The sequence below is a fragment of the Micromonospora sp. NPDC023633 genome (genome assembly GCF_040640035.1).
Classification (GTDB): domain Bacteria; phylum Actinomycetota; class Actinomycetes; order Mycobacteriales; family Micromonosporaceae; genus Micromonospora.
In genome coordinates, this window is sequence record NZ_JBFABB010000126.1 from 1 (window position 1) to 19,030 (window position 19,030).

Below are 19,030 nucleotides of genomic sequence, written 5' to 3' on the forward strand. Positions count from 1 at the left end.
CACCACCGGCCGGGCCGCCGTACACCCCGCCCGCCGGCGCGCCGCCGTAGACACCGCCCCGCCCCCGGTCGCCCGGTGGGAGGAAGCCGTCGTCCGCCGGCCCAGGCCGGTCGTCGGCGAGGACGTCGTCCCGGTCCGGGCCGTCGTCGCCACGGGGAGGCGCCGGCTTGCGCCGGGCCCGGAGGATGCCGAAGACACCGGCCGCCACCATCAGCGCGCCGATCACTCCCACGGCCGCGATCAGGTAGGTGATGTCGCTCAGGCTCAGGCCGTCGAGCCAGGACTGGCCGGCCTTCTTCGGCGCGTCGCCCCCGCCGGCCACCGGCTTCGCGCCCTCCGTGGAGGGCGTGTAGCCGAGGATGTCGACCGGGGCGTCCTCGTCGAGCTGCCCGCCGTCGGAGACGGTGAGGAAGGTCTTGCCGTCGGGGCTGTAGCTGATCGCCTCGCCGAACGGGTCGGTCAGTGCCGTCACCCGGGGCGTGCCGCCCGTCAGGGCCGCCACGACGTTCCCGTTGGTCACGTCGTACTCGAAGGCGTCGGCGTAGGTGCGCACCACCACCCGGGAGCCGTCGGGGGACCGCGCCGCGCCGGTGATCGCCACGCGGCCCGGGGCGCCGAGCCGGTTGTCCGTGTCGGTCTCCGGCAGGCTGATCTCGCCGACCTTCTTCATCGGCACGGCCGGGGTGTCCCCGCTCTTCATCTTCTCGGCGGGCGTGAAGATCTGGGCCTTGCCGGACATCACCTTGGTGATGATCAACGGGTTGCCGTCGTCGCCGATGAGCAGCGCCTCGGCGTCGTGCGGCTTGCCCTCGGGGTAGGAGAGGCGGTGCAGCACCGGCCGCTTGGACCCGCTGACCGGCATGCTCCACAGCGCCACCCGCTCGCGACGCTTGCTGCTGGTGACGTTGTCGCCCGTGTCGGCGATCCAGAGCGTCTTACCGTCCGGCGAGAGCGCCAGGTCCTCCGTGTCGAACGGCCCCTGCCCCGAGTAGCCGACCGGCTCCTTCGTGATCTCGCACTTGTTGTCGAGGAAGAAGACCTGCTTGCGGCTCTCCACCTCGGTGCCGTCGTTGATCACGATGTAGCCGTTCCTGGTGGCGACCAGGCCCGACAGCTCCCGCAGCCGTTCGTCGGTGACCGTGCACCGCTTCTTGCCCGGGGCGGCCGCGAGCGTGGACGCGGCCGAGGCGGGCGCCGCTGCCAGGGCGACCCCGGTACACGCCACGGTCGCCCCCAGCAAGCCGAGGGCGACCGTGACCGAAGAAACAGCGCGGCGCATTGAATCAGTGTCGCATGCCGGGCGTTTCCGGCGCGTGACGCCGGGAGGGCGTCACCGCGCGCCCGCGACCGCCTGGTCCTCCTCCGCCCGGAACGGCGCCAGCTCGGCGGCGAGCGCCTCGCCGACCCGGACGTGCACCAGGGTGCCCTCCGGCAGGTGGGAGGTGCTCAGCACCTCGCCCTGGCGGTGCACCCGGGCCACCAGGTCGCCCCGGTCGTACGGCAGCACCGCGCGGACCTCCACGGCCGGGCGGGGCAGCCGCGCCTCGACGGCCTCGCGCAGCCCGTCGATCCCGCGGCCCGTGTGCGCGGAGACGAAGACCGCCTCCGGCCAGAGCCGCTTGAGCCGCAGCAGCGTCTCCTCGTCGGCGGCGTCGGTCTTGTTGACCACCAGCAGCTCGGGCAGCCGGTCGGCGCCCACCTCGGCGAGCACCTCGTGGACCGCCCGGACCTGCTCCTCCGGGTCCGGGTGGGTGCCGTCGACGACGTGCACCACCAGGTCGGCCTCGGCGACCTCCTCCAGGGTCGAACGGAACGCCTCGACGATCTGGTGGGGCAGGTGCCGGACGAACCCGACGGTGTCGGAGAGGGTGTAGAGCCGCCCGTCGGCCGTGGTGGCCTTGCGGGTGGTCGGGTCGAGCGTGGCGAAGAGCGCGTTCTCGACCAGCACGCCCGCCCCGGTCAGCCGGTTGAGCAGGCTCGACTTGCCGGCGTTGGTGTAGCCGGCGATGGCCACGGCCGGCACGGCGTTGCGGGAACGCCGGGCGCGCTTGGTCTGGCGTACCGTCTTCATGCCCTTGATCTCCCGGCGCAGCCGGGCGATGCGGTGGCGGATCCGGCGCCGGTCGGTCTCCAGCTTCGTCTCACCGGGGCCGCGCAGACCCACGCCGCCGCCGGCGCCGCCGCCGCGACCGCTACCACCGGTCTGCCGCGAGAGGGTCTCACCCCAACCGCGCAGGCGCGGCAGCAGGTATTCGAGCTGGGCGAGCTCGACCTGCGCCTTGCCCTCCCTGCTCTTGGCGTGCTGGGCGAAGATGTCGAGGATCAGCGCGGTGCGGTCGACCACCTTGACCTTGGTGCGCTGCTCCAGGTTGCGCAGCTGGGACGGCGACAGCTCACCGTCGCAGATCACCGTGTCGGCGCCGGTGGCGAGCACGACCGCGCCGAGGTCGTCGACCTTGCCCCGGCCGACGTAGGTGGCGGGGTCGGGGCGGTTGCGCCGCTGGATCAGCCCCTCGAGCACCTGCGAGCCGGCGGTCTCCGCCAGCGCAGCCAGCTCGGTGAGGGAGTTCTCGGCGTCGCTCTGCGAGCCCTCGGTCCAGACGCCGACGAGGACCACGCGCTCCAGGCGCAGTTGGCGGTACTCGACCTCGGTGATGTCCGCGAGCTCGGTGGAGAGGCCGGGGACCCGCCGCAGCGCCTGCCGCTCCGACAGCTCGAACTCACCGGTGGTGGCGTCGAGCTCGTCGTCCTCGTAGGGAAGAAGGGTCTCCTGGTTGTGCAAGCCGGTCTCCTGTCCGTTCTGTCACGTACCGAGCAATCCTGACATGTGCCAACGCGGAACGCACCCGCTATATGCCCGCTCGAACGGGCCACAAAAGTGGGGGCGGATGCCGGAGGGGCCGGCCGGGGCGAGTAGAAATGCGGGGCGAGCCGTTCAGCGTCGACGGAGGGATCCCGTGGCCATCACCCGACTTCCAAGTGCCGGATTCTCGATCACGATTCGGATCGCCGTGCCGGCGGACGCGTCCTCGATCGGCCGGCTGACCACCTCAGTGGGTGAGGCCGGGGCGATCGTCACCGCGCTCGACGTGGTGGACTCCGACCCGACCCACGTGCTCGTCGACCTGACCTGCGACACCGCCGACGCCAGCCACGCCGACCAGGTGGTCGACGCGCTGACGGCGCTGGACGGCGTGGACGTGCGCAAGGTCTCCGACCGGACCTTCCTCCTGCACCTCGGCGGCAAGATCGAGGTCAGCTCGAAGGTGGCGCTGCGCAACCGTGACGAGCTGTCCCGGGCGTACACCCCGGGGGTGGCGCGGGTCTGCATGGCGATCGCGGAGAACCCGGCCGACGCCCGCCGCCTGACCATCAAGCGCAACACCGTGGCCGTGGTCAGCGACGGCTCCGCCGTGCTGGGCCTGGGCAACCTCGGGCCGGCGGCGTCGCTGCCGGTGATGGAGGGCAAGGCGGCGCTGTTCAAGCGCTTCGGCGGGGTGGACGCCTGGCCGGTGGTGCTCGACACCCAGGACACCGACGAGATCGTGCAGATCGTCAAGGCGATCGCCCCGGCGTACGGCGGGATCAACCTGGAGGACATCGCCGCGCCCCGCTGCTTCGAGATCGAGGCGCGGCTGCGCGAGGCGCTGGACATCCCGGTCTTCCACGACGACCAGCACGGCACCGCGATCTGCGTGCTGGCCGCGCTGACCAACGCGCTGCGCGTCGTGGGCAAGCAGCTCGCGGACGTCCGGGTCGTGGTCTCCGGCGCGGGCGCGGCCGGCACCGCGATCATGAAGCTGCTGCTGCGCCAGGGCGTCGGCGACATCGTCGCGTACGACCGCCAGGGCGCCCTGCACCGCGGCCAGACCGGGCTCAACCCGGCCTGGCAGTGGCTGGCCGACAACACCAACAAGGAGAACTACTCCGGCGACCTGGCCGGGGCGGTACGCGGCGCGGACGTCTTCATCGGGGTGAGCGCGCCGAACCTGCTCACCGGCGACGACATCGCCACGATGGCCAAGGACTCGATCGTCTTCGCGCTGGCCAACCCGGACCCGGAGGTCGACCCGCGGGAGGCGCGCAAGCACGCCGCCGTGGTCGCCACCGGCCGCTCCGACCAGCCGAACCAGATCAACAACGTGCTCGCCTTCCCGGGCGTCTTCCGGGGCATGCTCGACGCGCACGCCGAGGAGTTCACCGAGGAGATGGCGATCGCGGCGGCCCGGGCCATCGCGGACGTGGTCGGCGAGGACAAGATCAACCCGACGGTGATCGTGCCCAGCGTCTTCGACTCCCGGGTCTCCCCGGCGGTCGCCGCGGCGGTCCGCGCCGCCGCCCAGAACCCGGCCCCGGCCCCCGCCGCCGACCCGGGCCCGGCCGACCTCCCCGAGATCGCCGCCGGAGCCAGCGCCACCCCCTGACCCCGCACCCCCGCCCCCGTCGGGGTCGATCATGCAGTCGTGGTGCCCCGCAAGTGGGGTTCCGGAGGGCAGACCGTCCACCACAACTGCATGATCGACGCCTGGGAGGGGCGAGGGAGGGTCAGGGAGCGGTGGTGAGGGTGGTGGGGTCGAGGGTGCCCGTGGCCACCAGGGTGGCCGGGCCGGCCAGCCAGCAGGAGTCCTCGGTCACCGTAACCGACAGGCGTCCGCCGGGGACGTCCACCGCCAGCACGCCGGTGTCCCGGCCGGCGTCGCGCAGGGCCACCGCGGCCACCGCGCAGGCGCCCGTGCCGCAGGAGAGCGTCTCGGCGGAGCCGCGCTCGTGCACGCGCATCAGCACGTGCCCGTCGGTGCCGTCGACCGGCTCGCCCGGCGCCGTGAACTCCACGTTCACGCCGGCCGGGAAGACCGCCGGGTCGACGTCGGGGGCCCGGGTGAGGTCGAGCGCAGTCAGCTCCAGCCCGGCCGGCAGCGCGCAGACCAGGTGCGGGTTGCCCACGTCGACCGCCGTGCCGGGCAGGGTCAGCCCGCCGAGGGTGGCGGTCGCCGTGTCGTACAGCCGGGGGCGGCGCATCTCGACGGCGATGGCGTCGGCCGTGACCAGCGCGCGCACGACGCCGGCCCGGGTGGCCACCGGCAGCGCCCCCTCCTCCGGCTCGGCCAGCCCGGAGGCGACCAGGTAGCGGACGAAGACCCGGGCGCCGTTGCCGCACATCTCCGCGAAGGACCCGTCGGCGTTCCAGTAGTCCATGAACCACTCGGCCTCGCCGGACGCCCCGGCGCCCTCCGGATGCGCGGCCGCCCGGACCACCCGCAGCACGCCGTCGCCGCCGAGCCCGCGTCGCCGGTCGCAGAGGGCCGCGACCAGCCCGGGTGTCAGGTCGAGCCGGTTGTCCGGATCGGGCAGGATGACGAAGTCGTTGCCGGTGCCGTGGCCCTTGGTGAACTGCACGACCCCATCATCGCGCAGCGGCGGGAAGCAGGCGCAGGGCGGCCGGGATCAGGTCCGGCGCGCACGAGTCCAGCCAGTGGATCCGCGGGTCGCGGCGGAACCAGGAGCGCTGCCGCCGTACGAAGCGCCGGGTGGCCCGCACGGTCTCGTCGTGCGCCTCGGCCTCGGTCAGCTCACCGGCGAGGAAGCGCAGCACCTGCTGGTAGCCGAGCGCGCGGCTGGCCGTACGCCCCTCGGGCAGGCCGCGCCCGGCCAGGTCCCGGGTCTCGGCGACCAGGCCGTCGGCCCACATCCGGTCCACCCGCAGCGCGATCCGCTCGTCCAGCAGCGCGGTGTCCAGGTCCACCCCGAGCTGCACCGAGGGGTAGTACGGGGTCGGGTCGGGCAGCGAGGCGGTGAACGGCGCCCCGGTCAGCTCGATGACCTCCAGGGCGCGGACGATCCGCCGGCCGTTGCCGGGCAGGATCCCCGCCGCGGCGGCCGGGTCGGCCTCGCGCAGCCGGGCGTACAGGGGCGCGGGGCCGACCTCGGCCAGCTCCCGTTCCAGCCGCTCGCGCACCGCCGGGTCGGTGCCGGGGAACTCGAACCGCTCCAGCACCGCCCGCACGTAGAGGCCGGAGCCGCCGACCAGCAGCGGCACCCGGCCCCGGGCCAGGATGTCGTCGACGGCGGCGCGGGCCAGCCGCTGGTACTCCGCGACGCTCGCCGGCTCGGTGACGTCCCAGATGTCCAGCAGGTGGTGCGGCACCCCCTCGCGCTCGGCCGGGGTGAGCTTGGCGGTGCCGACGTCCATGCCCCGGTAGAGCTGCATCGAGTCGGCGTTGACGACCTCGCCGCCGAGGGCGTGCGCGAGGGCGATGCTCAGCGCCGACTTTCCGGCCGCCGTCGGCCCGACCACGGCGACGACCGTCCCGGCCGGCGGACGGGCGGTCACGCCGGCGCCCAGGACGACACGAGGTAGGCGACGCCGTAGGGCGCCGAGTAGTGGCGCAGCTCGCCGCGCCAGTCGCCGCCCGTCGCGCGGACCGCGCCGGCCAGCACCTGCCAGGGCGCGCGGCCGGCGGCCTTCAGCTGCGCCGACAGGACCGGGTCCAGGTCGAGCAGGGCCTCGGCGTCCGCCTCGGCCAGGGCGCGGGCGACCCCGTCGTCGTACGCCTCGGCGCGCGGGTCGTCGTAGCCGGGCGACTTCGGGCCGCGGCAGGCCGACCCGTCCCCCGTCACCAGCAGCGCGGTACGCGGTTCCGTCGCCGCGCCGAGCGCCGCCCCCAGCTCGGCGCACTGCGCCGGGGTCGCGTCGGTCGCGACGGAACGGGCCAGCCGGGGCAGCTCGGTGCGGGAGCGCCCGACCAGCCACGCGCCGATGGTCAGGCTCAGCGGCAGCCGCTCGCCGCCGGCGCAGTTCACCTTCCACAGCCGCACGTCCCGGTCGAGGCCGTACCGGCGCAGCGAGCCGCGGTCGGCCGCGTTGAAGCGGGTGGTCTCCGGCCCGCCGCCGACCAGGACGATCACCTCGGGCCGGGCGGCGAGCAGGCCGGCGACGGCGGCGTCGCAGGCGGCACGGAGCTCGTCCAGCTCGGGCGCGGCGGCACCGGCCAGCTCGGGGACGATCAGCGGCGGATGGGGGCAGACGGCGGCGGCGACCAGGGGCACCCGGCAACGGTATCGGCACCACGGCGCCCGGCGCCCCGCACCCGCCCGACGACGGCCCCCGCGTCCGGGCGCGCCGTACGGTACGCCGTACGCCGGATTCCGACACTCCTCCCAGGAAGCCTGTCCGCGGGCGCTAGGACACCGTATGGTCACGGTCGGCGATAGGCGCTCGACGGGAACGGGGTCGCACCTGTGACAATGCCGGGGGAAACTTTGCTGCGCCGTGGCGGCGATCGCGGGACTGCTCCCCGACGCCGGGAGAACGAGGATGGGCACATGAGCGACTGGACTGCCTTCGGACGGGTGGACGCGGACGGCACCGTGTACGTCAAGACCGCCGACGGCGAGCGGGTGGTCGGATCCTGGCAGGCGGGAGCGCCCGAGGAGGGGCTGGCCCACTTCGCCCGCCGCTTCGACGACCTGGTGACCGAGGTCAACCTGACGGAGGCCCGGCTCAACTCGGGTGCGGCCGACGCCGGCCATTCACTGACCACCATCCGGCGGATCCGCGCGTCGCTGGCCGAGGCGCACGTCGTCGGCGACATCGACGCCCTGGCCGCCCGGCTGGACCGGCTCGCCACGGTCGCCGAGGAGAAGGCCGGCGAGGCCAAGGCCGCCCGGGAGGCCGCCCGCGGCGAGGCGCTCGCCCGCAAGCAGGCCCTCGTGGAGGAGGCGGAGAAGCTGGCCGCCGAGTCGACCGGCTGGAAGACCGCCGGGGACCGGCTCAAGGAGATCCTCGACGAGTGGAAGACCATCCGCGGGGTCGACAAGAAGACCGACGGCGAGCTGTGGAAGCGGTTCGCCGCCGCGCGGGACGGCTTCACCCGCCGCCGGGGCGCCCACTTCGCCTCCCTCGACGCGCAGCGCAAGCAGGCACAGACGGTCAAGGAGGAGCTGGTCGCCGTGGCCGAGAAGCTCAAGGAGTCCACCGACTGGGCGGCCACCGCCAACCAGCTCAAGGACCTGATGAACCAGTGGAAGGCCGCCCCCCGCGCCTCCAAGGAGGCGGAGCAGAAGCTCTGGGAACGGTTCCGCGCCGCGCAGGACGAGTTCTTCACCCGGCGCAGCGAGGTCTTCTCGGCCCGCGACAACGAGCAGCGGGGCAACCTGGAGCGCAAGCAGGCGCTGCTCGCCGAGGCCGAGGCGCTGGACGTCGACGGCGACCCGAAGGGCGCGCAGGCCAAGCTGCGGGAGATCCAGGCCCAGTGGCACGAGGCCGGCCGGGTGCCCCGTGAGGCGGCGGCCGGGCTGGAGCGCCGGCTGCGCGCGGTCGACGAGAAGGTCCGCGAGGTGATGGACTCCGCGTGGCGGCGCACCACCAAGGAGGACAACCCCCTGCTCGCCCAGATGCGGGCGCAGGTCGCCGAGGCCGAGGAGCGGCTGGCCCGGGCCCAGGCGGCCGGGGACGCCCGGCGGGTCAGGGAGGCCGAGCAGGCGCTGGCCTCCAAGCGGCAGTTCCTCCAGCTCGCCGAGCAGGCCGGCTGAGCCGAACGAGCCACCACGGAAGCCCCCGGTCCGCCACGGACCGGGGGCTTCCGGCTGTCCGCCCGGGACCGTCCGCTCGGGCGCGGGGCGGTTGACGCATCGAGGCGCGCTGATCAGAATGAGCGGCGGAGCCAGGTCCGGCACCGGTGCGAGGGCACCGAGGGCGCACACCGCGTCGTCGGGGAACGCCGGTGGTCCCGCGAGCGGCCGCATCCCGCGTGGCACGTCCCGTCGCGCCCTGTCCGCGTACTCCCTTCAGGGAGCGTGACGGTCGTCGCCCGGTTCCCGCCCGCGCCGCCTCAGGTGGCGGCGGGCAGTTCGAAGTGGAGCTCGCATGCACCGACGCAGCGCCCTCGGCGGCGCGATCACCGCGCTCGCCACCGCCGCGGCCGGCGTCCTCGTCGCCGCCGCCGTCAGCACCGCCCCCGCCGTCGCCGCCCCCGCCGGCACCGGGACCGGCTACCTGCACACCAACGGCAACCGGATCGTCGACAGCACCGGCGCGACGGTACGCGTCACCGGCATCAACTGGTTCGGCATGGAGACCGACAACAAGACCTTCCACGGGCTGTGGTCCACCAACCCGTGGCGGGGACAGATCGACAAGATGGCCAGCCTCGGCTACAACACGTTGCGCATCCCGTACTCGAACGACGCGTTGAAGCCGGGTGCCACGGCCAGCGGCATCAACGACTTCGTCAACCCGGACCTGGTCGGGCTCTCCCCGCTGCAGATCCTCGACAAGGTCGTCGACTACGCCGGCGGCAAGGGGATGCGGGTCATCCTGGACCGGCACCGGCCGACCTCGGCCGGCCAGTCCGCGCTCTGGTACACCTCGACGGCCTCCGAGGCGACCTGGATCGACGACTGGAAGATGCTCGCCCAGCGGTACGCCGGCAACACCACCGTGATCGGGGCGGACCTGCACAACGAGCCGCACGCCGAGGGGACCAACCCGGCGGCCACGGGCGCGTGCTGGGGCTGCGGCGATCCGGCCCGGGACTGGCGGCTGGCCGCCGAGCGGGCCGGCAACGCGATCCTCTCGGTGCAGCCGAACTGGCTGATCTTCGTGGAGGGCGTGAGCTGCCCCAGCGGCGGCCTCTCCAACGTCTGGGACAACGACCCGAGCAACGACGAGGACTGCGGCTGGTGGGGCGGCAACCTCACGAAGGCCAAGGACTTCCCGGTCCGCCTCGACGTGCCGAACCGACTGGTCTACTCGCCGCACGAGTACGCCACCTCGGTCTTCGAGCAGGCATGGTTCGAGAGCCCGGACTTCCCGGACAACCTGCCGGGCATCTGGGACAGGTACTGGGGCTACCTGCACAGGCAGAACATCGCGCCGATCATGCTCGGCGAGTTCGGCAGCACCCTGGCCGATCCCCGGGACAAGGTGTGGCTGGAGAAGCTGATGGCCTACACCGGCACCGGGGTCGACGGGATGTCCTTCACCTACTGGTCATGGAACCCGAACTCCGGTGACACCGGGGGCATCGCGCTCGACGACTGGACCAGCATCAACACCACCAAGCAGGCCATCCTCCAGCCGTACCTGATCCCGCCGGTCGGCGGCGGGGGCGGCCCCACGGGCACACCGACGGCGACGCCGACCTCGTCGCCGCCGCCCACCGGGGGCTGCACCGCCGCGTACCGGCAGGCCAACGCGTGGCAGGGCGGCTTCCAGGGGGAACTGACGGTGACGAACACGGGCACCGCGACGGTCGACCCGTGGCGGGTCACCTGGAGCTGGCCGGCCGGGGTGACCCTGGCCAGCGGCTGGAACGCCACGGTGACCCAGTCCGGCGGGACGGTGACGGCGGCGGCCCCGACCTGGGCGGCGGCGCTCGCGCCGGGCGCCTCGGTGACCGTCGGCTTCACCGCCAACGGCCCGTCCTCCGCGCCGGGCACGGTGCGGCTCAACGGCGTCGCCTGCTGAGCCACCCTCCGATCGGCGGTCGTCCCTGCCTTGGGGACGGCCGCCGATCCTCGTGCGGGCCGGGGGCCTTTACATCGACGGGGGTCTGTGTTTTTATCAGGAAAGCGCTTACCTGATCGCTCGCGAGCGCCAGCACGGGAGCCGCAACTCGCGCAGCCAGTCCGCACCTCTGCGGGGCCGCAGCCCGCCGTTTCCGCCGACCAGACGCCACCGGGCACGGCGTCGCAGGGTCGGCCCGCGGTCCGCGAGCCCGCCCACCACCGAAGGGAAGCACCATGCGTACGTCCCGACGTCGCACCATCCTGCTCACCGCCGCCGCCAGCGCCGCGCTGCTCGCCGCGGGGGCGCTGACCGCCGGCACCGCACCCGCCTCGGCCGCCCCCACCGGCCTGGTCGGCTGGGCCACCCAGAACGGCGGCACCACCGGCGGCAGTGGCAACCCCGTCACCGTGACCACCGCCTCCGCCCTGACCAGCGCGGTCGGCTCCAGCAGCGCGGCGGTTATCCGGGTCTCCGGCACCATCTCCTGCTCCGGCATGCTGCGGGTGCGGTCCCACAAGACCATCCTCGGCAACCCCGGCGCGACCATCTCCGGCTGCGGCTTCAACATCAGCGGCGACCGCAACGTCATCATCCGGAACCTGACCTTCCGGAACTGGAACGACGACGCGATCAACGTGCAGGAGTCGGCCACCAACGTCTGGATCGACCACAACAGCTTCACCAACGGCTACGACGGCGCGGTCGACATCAAGCGCGGCTCGGACTTCATCACCGTGTCGTGGAACCGGGTCTACGACCACGACAAGTCGATGCTGCTCGGGCACAGCGACAGCAACGCCAGCCAGGACACCGGCCACCTGCGGGTGACCTACCACCACAACTGGTTCGACGAGAGCAGCCAGCGCCACCCCCGGGTCCGCTTCGGCAACCCGGTCCACGTGTTCAACAACTACTACGACAGCAACAGCGGCTACGGCGTCGCGTCCACCGAGAACGCCGGGGTGCTGGTCGAGGGCAACTACTTCGAGAACGTCGAGGACCCGTACCACCTCGGCGAGGGCGACTCCGGCCCCGGCACGCTGGTGGCCCGGAACAACCACTTCGTCAACTCCGGCAGCGGCCAGGCCGGCGGCAGCGTCCGGAGCATCCCGTACTCGTACAGCCTGGACGCCGCGAGCAGCGTGAAGTCCATCGTGACCGCCGGCGCGGGCGCGGGTCGGATCTCCGTCTGACGGCCTGAACGCACCGGCCGGGGCCCCCGCGTGCGGGCCCCGGCCGGTCGCGGTTCAGTGCGCGGCGCAGCCGGTCGTCGGCGCGGGCGCCGCGGCCGGCGCGCCGATCGTGGGCAGCCCGAGCAGCACCCCCGGCGTACGCGGGGCGCGGCCCGCCTCGGCGGCGTCGCCGGCCCGGGTGCGCCGGTGCGACAGCGGCTCGCCGTCGGCGTTGAGGTGGTGCGGGGCGGCGTAGGTGATGGTGGTGTGCACGATGTCGCCCGGGCGGATCCGCCCCGCCGGGGAGCCCTCCTCGCCGGGCCGGCCGTGCGCGCCGGTGGCGAAGTGGACCAGGCGGCCGTCGCGGGCGCGGCCGGACATCCGGCCCGTGCGCTCGTCCTTGCGCCCCTCGCCGACGGCGACCAGCACCTCGACGGTCTCCCCCACGAGCTTCCTGTTCTCCGCCCAGGTGATCTCCTCCACGCAGGCGATCAGCCGCTCGTAGCGCTCCTGCACGACCTGCTTGGGCAACTGGCCGTCCATCGTGGCGGCCGGCGTGCCGGGGCGCTTGGAGTATTGGAAGGTGAACGCGGAGGAGAAGCGGGCCTCGCGGACCACGTCGAGGGTGCGCTCGAAGTCGGCCTCGGTCTCGCCGGGGAAGCCGACGATGATGTCGGTGGTGATCGCCGCGTCCGGCATCGCCGCCCGGACCTTGGAGATGATGCCGAGGTAGCGGTCGGCCCGGTACGAGCGGCGCATGGCCCGCAGCACGTCGTCGGAACCGGACTGGAGCGGCATGTGCAGCGAGTGGCAGACGTTGGGCGTCTCGGCCATCGCGGCGATGACGTCGTCGGTGAAGTCCTTCGGGTGCGGGCTGGTGAACCGGACCCGCTCCAGCCCCTCGATGTCGCCGCAGGCGCGCAGCAGCTTGCCGAAGGCGAGCCGGTCGCCGAACTCGACGCCGTAGGAGTTCACGTTCTGCCCGAGCAGGGTCACCTCCAGCACGCCCTCGTCGACGAGCGCGCGGACCTCGGAGAGGATGTCGCCGGGGCGGCGGTCCTTCTCCTTTCCCCGCAGGGAGGGCACGATGCAGAACGTGCAGGTGTTGTTGCAGCCGACGGAGATCGACACCCAGCCGGCGTACGTGGACTCGCGCCGGGTGGGCAGCGTCGAGGGGAAGACGTCGAGAGACTCGAGGATCTCCACCTCGGCCGCCGTGTTGTGCCGGGCCCGCTCCAGCAACACCGGCAGCGACCCGATGTTGTGCGTGCCGAACACCACGTCGACCCAGGGCGCCTTGCGGACGATCTCGCCCCGGTCCTTCTGGGCCAGGCAGCCGCCCACGGCGATCTGCATCCCCGGGTGCCTGGCCTTGACGGGGCGCAGGTGACCGAGGTTGCCGTAGAGCCGGTTGTCGGCGTTCTCCCGGACGGCGCAGGTGTTGAACACCACCACGTCCGGGTTGTCGTCGGCTTCGGCGGCGCGCACGTAGCCCGCCTGCTCCAGCAGGCCGGAGATGCGCTCGGAGTCGTGCACGTTCATCTGGCAGCCGTAGGTGCGCACCTGATAGGTGCGCGGGCTGCTCGCCGCTGCGGTAGTCATGACCCGGACAGCGTATCCGCCGCCCACCGACCGAACTTAACGAGGAGCAGCCGTGTGTCGGAGCATCAAGACCCTGCGTGAGCCGTACGTCGCCGAGGTGACCCCGGCCGACGTCGACGCGGCGGCGTTGCAGTACGTCCGCAAGATCTCGGGTTTCCGCAAGCCCGCCGCCCACAACGCCGCGGCCTTCGACGCGGCCGTCGCCGCGGTCGCCGCGGCCACCGCGACCCTGCTCGCCCATCTGGAGGTACGCGGCGGCCGCTCCGCCGGCCCGGCGAGCTGACCCCGCCGCCGGGCCGGTGGGCGGACCTCACCCCGCCGGACCCGGCGCATCGGGCGGGGTCAGGCGGCGGCGAGCGCCGGGAGCACCGAGTCCGGCGCCCAGCGCGAGCGGTGGCACTGCGACCAGCCGCGACAGCGGGGATCCGCGTCGGTGCACAGGCGCTGGTCGGCCAGCAGCTCGCCGTCGTCGGTCTCGCGGACGTCGAAGTGCACCGGCCGGATCGTGCCGTCGGGCGCGACGAGCAGGTGCCGCCCGGCGTCGAGCGTGTCGTCGCGCAGCAGGCAGTTGCGGTCCAGCAGCCGCGCCAGCGCGGCGATGCTGCCGTGCTCGGAGAGCCGTTCGGGCACCCCGTAACAGTCCACGATCGTGGCGAACTCCCCCGGCGCCTGCCAGACGTCGCAGATCACCGCGTACGTCGGCAGGCGGGCGGGGTCCGCCGCCGCCAGGGGCATCACCACCCGGCCGAGCGCCTCGGCCAGTGCCGGGTAGACCTCCACCGGCCGCACCTGCTCGATTCTCCAGTTCCACAGCTCGGTCATGCCGCCTCCTCGCTGTGCTCGTCCCACCGGCCTCCGGATCGGGCCTTAATGACGATGGTGGGGTGCATATGACCTCAGCCGGGGGCAAGTTACCGGTCTGTGACCATTCCGGGCAAAATTTCCTCGAGCGCCGTTGCTCAGAGTAGCGGAAAGGTGACAGTTTATCGGGTACGGTGGCCGGTCCGGCGCGCCACCACGCCGGTCGGGGTTGCCCTCAGCGCACGACCACGCGGTGCTCCCCGGGCGGCAGCAGCTCGCCGACCACGGTGGCGCCCGGCAGCTCGCCGGCGACCAACAGGCCGCCCGAGGTCTGCGCGTCGGCCAGCAGCAGCCGCTCGTCCTCGGTCACCCGGCCGAAGTCGGTCCACGGCGTCACCCACTCCAGGTTGCGCCGGCTGCCGCCGCTGACGTGCCCGTCGCGCACCGCCTCCCGGGCGCCGGCCAGGTAGGGCACCCGGGCCGCGTCGATCGCCACCGTCAGCCGGCTCGCCCGGGCCAGCTTGGACGCGTGCCCGAGCAGGCCGAAGCCGGTCACGTCGGTGCCGCAGCGGACGCCGGCCGCCACCGCGGCCCGCGCCGCGTCGCGGTTGAGGGTGGTCATCGCGGCGACCGCCTCGGGGAAGCTCTCGCCGGTGGCCTTGTGCCGGGTGTTGAGCACCCCCACGCCGAGCGGCTTGGTCAGCGACAGCGGCAGGCCCGCCCGGCCGGCGTCCAGGGTGATCAGCTCCTCCGGGCGGACCACCCCGGTGACGGCCAGCCCGTACTTGGGGCCCTCGTCGTCGACGCTGTGCCCGCCGGCGAGGTGGCAGCCTGCGTCGCGGGCCACGTCCTGCCCGCCGCGCAGCACCTCCCGGGCCAACTCCAGCGGCAGCACGCCGCGCGGCCAGCAGAGCAGGTTGAGCGCGACGAGGGGGGTGCCGCCCATGGCGTACACGTCGGAGAGGGCGTTGGTCGCGGCGATGCGCCCCCAGTCGTACGCGTCGTCGACGACGGGGGTGAAGAAGTCGGCGGTGGTGACCAGGCCGGTGCGCTCGTCGAGCCGGACCACCGCGGCGTCGTCGCCGTGGTCGAGCCCGACGAGCAGCTCGGCGGTGCCGGTGGCCGGGCCGAGCCCGGCGACCATGGTCTCCAGCTCTCCCGGGGGGATCTTGCACGCGCAGCCGCCACCCCGGGCGTACCGGGTCAGCCGTACCGGTTCGGTCATCCCCACATGATCTCCGGGCCGCCCCGGCTCCGCCACACCGGCGGCCCGGATCGCGGTCAAAATCGGACTCTCGACCCCGTTACGAACTGGTGTTATCGCTCCGTGACCAACCGAGTTGCGTCCCGCCACATCCCCCCGCCTACAGTTGCCCAACCGGGGGTCACCCGACCCCGCGCGACGACAGGGACGGTGAACGACGTGACGACGGGCGAACCGCTCATCGTGCTGGACTCGGTCAACAAGTGGTTCGGGCCGCTGCACGTGCTGGACGACGTCTCACTGTCGGTCGGGCGCGGCGAGGTGGTCGTCGTGATCGGCCCGTCGGGCTCCGGCAAGTCGACGCTGTGCCGCACCATCAACCGCCTCGAACCGATCAGCTCCGGCACGATCACCTTCGACGGGCAGCCGCTGCCGGCCGAGGGCAAGGCGCTGGCGAAGCTGCGCAGCGAGGTCGGCATGGTGTTCCAGTCGTTCAACCTCTTCGCGCACAAGACGATCCTCGAGAACGTCACCCTGGGGCCGGTCAAGGTCCGCAAGGAGAAGCCGGCGGCGGCGCGCGAGCGCGGCCTGGCCCTGCTCGACCGGGTGGGCATCGCCAACCAGGCCGACAAGTTCCCGGCCCAGCTCTCCGGTGGTCAGCAGCAGCGGGTCGCGATCGCCCGGGCGCTGGCCATGCAGCCCAAGGCGATGCTCTTCGACGAGCCGACCAGCGCGCTGGACCCGGAGATGGTGGGCGAGGTGCTGGACGTGATGACGTCACTGGCCCGCGAGGGCATGACGATGGTCGTGGTGACCCACGAGATGGGCTTCGCCCGGCACGCGGCGAACCGCGTCATCTTCATGGCCGACGGGCAGCTGGTCGAGGACGCCCCGCCAACCGAGTTCTTCGCCAACCCGCGCAGCGAACGGGCCAAGGACTTCCTCTCCAAGATCCTCACGCACTAGGCGTCCGTACCTGGAGCGCGCCGTCCCCCGGCGGGTTCCGTCGAAGAAGGAGATCAACATGCGTATCACGCGCGTAGCGGCGCTCGCGGCGGCCGCCACCCTGGCGCTCGGTATGACCGCCTGCGGTGGCGACGACGCCGACGAGGGCACCGGCGCCGGCAGCAAGTCCTTCGCCGCCGGCAGCACGATGGAGCGCCTCAACAAGGCCCAGGCCATCAAGATCGGCACGAAGTTCGACCAGCCTGGCTTCGGCCAGAAGGGCCTCTCCGGCAAGCCGGAGGGCTTCGACGTCGAGGTCGCGAAGATCATCGTCAAGGAGCTCGGCATCCCCGAGGACAAGATCGAGTGGGTCGAGACCCCCTCGAAGGTCCGCGAGGACGTGATCGTGAACGGCACGGTCGACCTGGTCGCCGCCACCTACACGATCAACGACAAGCGCAAGGAGCGCATCGCGTTCGCCGGGCCGTACTACGAGGCCGGCCAGAACATCATGGTGAAGAAGGACGACACCAGCATCACCGGGCCGGACTCGTTCAAGGACGGCACCAAGAAGGTCTGCTCGGTCACCGGCTCGACGCCGTTCGAGGAGATCAAGAAGTACGTCAAGGACGTCGCCACCCAGCTGGTGCCCTTCGACACCTACGACAAGTGCCGCGACGCCCTGAAGAACGGCCAGGTCGACGCCGTCACCACGGACAACGTGATCCTGCTCGGCTACATCGCCAAGGACGAGGCGTCGTTCAAGCTGGCCGGCGACAACTTCACCAAGGAGCCGTACGGCCTCGGGGTGAAGAAGGAGGACACCGACTTCCGCAACTTCGTCAACGACACGCTCGAGAAGGCGTACGCCGACGGCAGCTGGAAGAAGGCCTGGGACGACACCGCCGGCAAGTTCGGTGCCGAGCTGGGCGCCGCGCCGACCGTCAACCGCTACTGAGCTGATTCCTGATCTGGAGGGTGGGAGGAAGACCGGCCCGTGAGTGTGCTCATCGACAAGTTCGACGTCTTCGCGGGTGGTTTCTGGCTCACCCTCCAGATCTGCGTACTCGCCGCGATCGGCGCCCTGATCCTGGGCGCCGTCGTGACGGTGCTGCGGATCTCCCCGGTGCCACCGCTGCGGGCGCTCGGCACCGGCTACGTCAACGTCTTCCGCAACATGCCGCTGACCGTGGTGATGTTCTTCGCCGCGTTCGGCCTGCCGGCGCTCGGCTCCAACGCGGACTTCCTGCGCATCCCGGTGCTCGACTCGCTGTTCAGCCGGCTCGGCACGGACCTGCCGTACTTCCGCTTCGCGCTGATCGCGCTGGTGCTCTACACGGCGGCGTTCGTCTGCGAGGCGCTGCGCTCCGGGGTGAACGCGGTGCCCGCCGGCCAGGCCGAGGCCGCCAGGTCGCTCGGCCTCACCTTTGGCCAGAACCTGCGGCACGTGGTGCTGCCGCAGTCCTGGAAGGCCTCGGTGGTGCCGCTCGGCTCGGTGATCATCGCGATGATCAAGAACTCGGCCCTGGTCGGCTTCTTCGGCGTGATCGGCGATCTCTCGCAGACCGCCGACCAGCTGACCTCGGCCGAGGGCTACGCCTTCGTCCCGGTCGCCATCGGCATCTCGATCGGATACCTCATCATGACCGTTCCACTCGGCGCGTTCCTCGACCGCGTCGAGAAGCGACAGGCGGTGGCCCGGTGAGCCAGCAGAGCGTCCTCTACGACGTCCCCGGTCCCCGGCAGCGCCGGCTCACCCTGATCGGCAGCCTCGTCGCCACCGTCGTGCTGCTCGCCGGCGCGTACTTTCTGATCTACAAGCCGCTGGACGACAAGGGCCAGTTCTCGATGGAGCTCTGGGGGCCGCTGATCGACCCCTCCAACGAGAACTTCTCGCTGGTGTGGGACCGGCTCGCCCTCGGCTTCAAGAACACGCTGACCGCCGCCGCCCTGGCGATCGTCAGCTCGCTGGTGGTCGGCACCCTGCTCGCGGTGCTGCGGATCCAGCTCAAGAGCCTGACCCGGCGCCGGTTCACCGGGCTCGCCACCCCGCTGGCGTACCTGCTGCGCGGCCTGAGCCTGTTCCTGTCGGCGGTCACCCGGGTCTGCGTCGAGGTGTTCCGGGGCCTGCCCGTGGTCCTCACGATCTTCTTCGTGGCCCGCGGCTTCCCCGAGTTCGGCGTCTCGTTCGACACGCTGTGGTACCTGGTCATCGGCCTGACCATCTACAACTCGGTGGTCATCGCCGAGATCCTCCGCTCCGGCATGGAGGGCCTGCCCGGCGGGCAGGCCGAGGCGGCGTCCGCGATCGGTCTCTCCCCGGCGCAGACCACCCGGATGATCCTGCTGCCGCAGGCGTTCAGGATCATGCTGCCGGCGCTGATCAGCCAGCTCGTCGTGGTGCTCAAGGACACCTCGCTGGGCTTCATCATCAGCTACGAGGAGACCCTGAACATCGGCAAGCAGATCATCGGCGTGCTGGACAACCCGATCCAGGTCTACGTCGTGATCGCGGTGCTGTTCATCCTGGTGAACTACTCGCTGTCGAAGCTGGCCCAGTACGTCCAGCGCCGGCTCTCCCGCGGTCGCAAGACCGCCGGCACCCCGGCCCAGAACCCGCCCCCGGCCGCGCTCACCGCGCAGGCCGAGGGCACCGGCGGCGCCTGATCCCCCGACCGACGACGAAGGGCCGGCCCGATCACTTGGGTTCTAGGAGTCGTTGCAACACCCCAGCTCAAGGGGTGCGATGGACTTCGAGATCCGAGAGGACCGGACGCCGCAGGGAGCTAGAAAGTT

Annotated in this window: 17 protein-coding genes; 9 read left to right on the forward strand and 8 right to left on the reverse strand. The window is 72.4% G+C overall.

Going from position 1 to position 19,030, the window contains the following annotated elements:
• Together AB0G13_RS28480 and hflX are read right to left on the reverse strand one after the other, a co-directional pair.
• A partial coding sequence (locus AB0G13_RS28480; RefSeq protein ID WP_357880625.1) for a hypothetical protein occupies positions 1–1,279 on the reverse strand: 1,279 nt, incomplete at its 3' end.
• 51 nt (positions 1,280–1,330) lie between these two features.
• Positions 1,331–2,782, reverse strand: coding sequence for a GTPase HflX (hflX, locus tag AB0G13_RS28485; RefSeq protein WP_357880628.1), 1,452 nt, complete (start codon positions 2,780–2,782; stop codon positions 1,331–1,333).
• 175 nt (positions 2,783–2,957) lie between these two features.
• Between hflX and AB0G13_RS28490 the strand changes: the two genes are divergently transcribed.
• Positions 2,958–4,424 (forward strand): NAD-dependent malic enzyme, encoded by a 1,467-nt coding sequence (locus AB0G13_RS28490; protein WP_357880631.1) that lies wholly within the window; start codon positions 2,958–2,960, stop codon positions 4,422–4,424.
• Between the two features lie 121 nt (positions 4,425–4,545).
• On the opposite strand, the gene dapF is transcribed toward AB0G13_RS28490, so the two are convergent.
• From dapF to AB0G13_RS28505, 3 genes are read right to left on the reverse strand one after another with little or no spacing between them, the layout of a single operon-like run.
• Complete coding sequence (gene dapF, locus AB0G13_RS28495; protein WP_357880635.1) at positions 4,546–5,397, reverse strand: diaminopimelate epimerase; 852 nt, start codon at positions 5,395–5,397, stop codon at positions 4,546–4,548.
• Positions 5,398–5,404: 7 nt separating this feature from the next.
• Positions 5,405–6,331 carry a tRNA (adenosine(37)-N6)-dimethylallyltransferase MiaA gene (gene miaA / locus AB0G13_RS28500; RefSeq protein WP_357880638.1) on the reverse strand — a complete coding sequence of 309 codons (927 nt, stop codon included), beginning with the start codon at positions 6,329–6,331 and terminating at the stop codon, positions 5,405–5,407.
• A complete protein-coding gene (locus AB0G13_RS28505) occupies positions 6,328–7,047 on the reverse strand; it encodes a hypothetical protein (protein WP_357880640.1) in 720 nt (239 codons plus the stop codon). The genes miaA and AB0G13_RS28505 overlap by 4 nt, the downstream gene beginning before the upstream one ends.
• Before the next feature lie 276 nt (positions 7,048–7,323).
• Here AB0G13_RS28505 and AB0G13_RS28510 point away from each other — a divergent pair, with 276 nt between their 5' ends.
• The 3 genes from AB0G13_RS28510 (at position 7,324) to AB0G13_RS28520 (ending at position 11,703) form a co-directional block, all read left to right on the forward strand.
• On the forward strand, positions 7,324–8,532 hold the full coding sequence (locus AB0G13_RS28510; RefSeq protein WP_357880643.1) for a DUF349 domain-containing protein: 1,209 nt from the start codon (positions 7,324–7,326) through the stop codon (positions 8,530–8,532).
• A gap of 334 nt (positions 8,533–8,866) precedes the next feature.
• Positions 8,867–10,468 (forward strand): cellulase family glycosylhydrolase, encoded by a 1,602-nt coding sequence (locus AB0G13_RS28515; RefSeq protein WP_357880646.1) that lies wholly within the window; start codon positions 8,867–8,869, stop codon positions 10,466–10,468.
• Between the two features lie 275 nt (positions 10,469–10,743).
• Complete coding sequence (locus AB0G13_RS28520) at positions 10,744–11,703, forward strand: right-handed parallel beta-helix repeat-containing protein (RefSeq protein WP_357880649.1); 960 nt, start codon at positions 10,744–10,746, stop codon at positions 11,701–11,703.
• Between the two features lie 54 nt (positions 11,704–11,757).
• Here AB0G13_RS28520 and miaB read toward each other — a convergent pair whose 3' ends face one another.
• Positions 11,758–13,284, reverse strand: a complete 1,527-nt coding sequence (gene miaB / locus AB0G13_RS28525; protein ID WP_357880652.1) for a tRNA (N6-isopentenyl adenosine(37)-C2)-methylthiotransferase MiaB — start codon at positions 13,282–13,284, stop codon at positions 11,758–11,760.
• A 52-nt stretch (positions 13,285–13,336) separates the two neighbouring features.
• Between miaB and AB0G13_RS28530 the strand changes: the two genes are divergently transcribed.
• Entirely contained in the window at positions 13,337–13,567 is a 231-nt protein-coding gene (locus AB0G13_RS28530) for a DUF2277 family protein (protein ID WP_357880655.1), read from the forward strand.
• Positions 13,568–13,626: 59 nt separating this feature from the next.
• Here the strand turns inward: AB0G13_RS28530 and AB0G13_RS28535 are convergent, their stop codons facing one another.
• Positions 13,627–14,106 (reverse strand): hypothetical protein, encoded by a 480-nt coding sequence (locus tag AB0G13_RS28535; RefSeq protein ID WP_357880658.1) that lies wholly within the window; start codon positions 14,104–14,106, stop codon positions 13,627–13,629.
• 214 nt (positions 14,107–14,320) lie between these two features.
• Entirely contained in the window at positions 14,321–15,310 is a 990-nt protein-coding gene (gene selD / locus AB0G13_RS28540; protein WP_357880661.1) for a selenide, water dikinase SelD, read from the reverse strand.
• A gap of 189 nt (positions 15,311–15,499) precedes the next feature.
• On the opposite strand from selD, the gene AB0G13_RS28545 reads away from it, so the two are divergent.
• The 4 genes from AB0G13_RS28545 to AB0G13_RS28560 are packed head-to-tail and all read left to right on the forward strand — an operon-like array spanning position 15,500 to position 18,901.
• Entirely contained in the window at positions 15,500–16,255 is a 756-nt protein-coding gene (locus AB0G13_RS28545; RefSeq protein WP_357880664.1) for an amino acid ABC transporter ATP-binding protein, read from the forward strand.
• A 58-nt stretch (positions 16,256–16,313) separates the two neighbouring features.
• Entirely contained in the window at positions 16,314–17,192 is an 879-nt protein-coding gene (locus AB0G13_RS28550; protein ID WP_357880667.1) for a glutamate ABC transporter substrate-binding protein, read from the forward strand.
• A 39-nt stretch (positions 17,193–17,231) separates the two neighbouring features.
• The gene (locus tag AB0G13_RS28555; protein WP_357880670.1) at positions 17,232–17,939 is read left to right on the forward strand and encodes an amino acid ABC transporter permease; all 708 of its coding nucleotides are present in this window, start codon (positions 17,232–17,234) and stop codon (positions 17,937–17,939) included.
• Entirely contained in the window at positions 17,936–18,901 is a 966-nt protein-coding gene (locus AB0G13_RS28560) for an amino acid ABC transporter permease (protein WP_357880673.1), read from the forward strand. The genes AB0G13_RS28555 and AB0G13_RS28560 overlap by 4 nt, the downstream gene beginning before the upstream one ends.
• Positions 18,902–19,030: the final 129 nt, after the last annotated feature.

Excerpts from the sequence above, each read along its gene's own strand:
- AB0G13_RS28510 (WP_357880643.1), top strand. The coding sequence starts at position 7,324 with ATGAGCGACTGGACTGCCTTCGGACGGGTGGACGCGGACGGCACCGTG.
- AB0G13_RS28515 (WP_357880646.1), top strand. The coding sequence starts at position 8,867 with ATGCACCGACGCAGCGCCCTCGGCGGCGCGATCACCGCGCTCGCCACC.
- AB0G13_RS28520 (WP_357880649.1), top strand. The coding sequence starts at position 10,744 with ATGCGTACGTCCCGACGTCGCACCATCCTGCTCACCGCCGCCGCCAGC.
- miaB (WP_357880652.1), bottom strand. The coding sequence starts at position 13,284 with ATGACTACCGCAGCGGCGAGCAGCCCGCGCACCTATCAGGTGCGCACC.
- AB0G13_RS28535 (WP_357880658.1), bottom strand. The coding sequence starts at position 14,106 with ATGACCGAGCTGTGGAACTGGAGAATCGAGCAGGTGCGGCCGGTGGAG.
- selD (WP_357880661.1), bottom strand. The coding sequence starts at position 15,310 with ATGACCGAACCGGTACGGCTGACCCGGTACGCCCGGGGTGGCGGCTGC.
- AB0G13_RS28550 (WP_357880667.1), top strand. The coding sequence starts at position 16,314 with ATGCGTATCACGCGCGTAGCGGCGCTCGCGGCGGCCGCCACCCTGGCG.